Below are 889 nucleotides of genomic sequence, written 5' to 3' on the forward strand. Positions count from 1 at the left end.
GGGCAATAAAACGTTTTTGGTATATGGAAAGAATGAGCTTAGTGCAACTGGTTTTTCAGCGACCTTTGGAGATCTGGCTCGCATTAGACAAAGTGCTTTATCTTGAAGAACGTGGTTATCGTGTTAGATTGGCAGAGTTTTGCCCTAAATCAGTTACGCCGAGAAATATTTTAATTTGTGCATATAAGAATTAGTTATTTTTTATATCTAAATCGACTATATGAAAAAGCCCACTTTACTGCGGGCTTTTGTAAACAAAACGTGACAAAATTGCTTAATTTTGTTGTTAGTTGAACATGGCGATAGCTTGTTCAGGATCTACATATTCAAGGTCAAAGCTTTCTGCCACTTCTTTACAAGTGACTTTACCATGAATCACGTTTAGACCTTCTAGGAAGCCTTTGTCTTCCAGAAGAGCTTGTTGATAGCCTTTGTTTGCAAGTTTCACAATGTAAGGGAGAGTGGCATTGTTCAATGCGAAAGTTGAAGTACGTGCAACTGCACCAGGCATGTTTGCTACACAGTAGTGAACGACATCATCAACCACGTAAGTAGGCTCGGCGTGTGTTGTCGCGTGAGATGTTTCGAAACAACCACCTTGGTCGATAGCTACGTCAACGATTGCTGCGCCTGGCTTCATCTTAGCAATATGCTCTTTTGTTACCAGTTTCGGAGCTGCCGCGCCTGGGATTAGAACTGCACCAATAACAAGGTCTGCTTCTAGAACATGCTTCTCGATAGCGTCTTCTGTAGAATAAATGACTTTCGCTTGGCCTTGGAATTCTTCATCCAGTTTACGCAGAGTGTCTACGTTGCGGTCAAGAATTGTTACGTCTGCGCGAAGGCCAACAGCCATACGAGCTGCGTTTGCACCAACGACACCACCACC

The 889-nt window shown here is 42.9% G+C and carries 1 protein-coding gene and 1 pseudogene; one reads left to right on the top strand and one right to left on the bottom strand.

Annotation, left to right across the window (positions count from 1 at the left end):
* A pseudogene (locus tag R7E78_RS25255) lies at nt 1-194 on the top strand (SAM-dependent methyltransferase); the annotation flags it as partial.
* A 92-nt stretch (nt 195-286) separates the two neighbouring features.
* On the opposite strand, the gene R7E78_RS25260 reads toward R7E78_RS25255, so the two are convergent.
* The coding region (locus R7E78_RS25260) for an alanine dehydrogenase (RefSeq protein WP_411913768.1) at nt 287-889 on the bottom strand (603 nt) is incomplete at its 5' end.

The organism is Vibrio sp. YT-19(2023) (assembly GCF_033337395.1).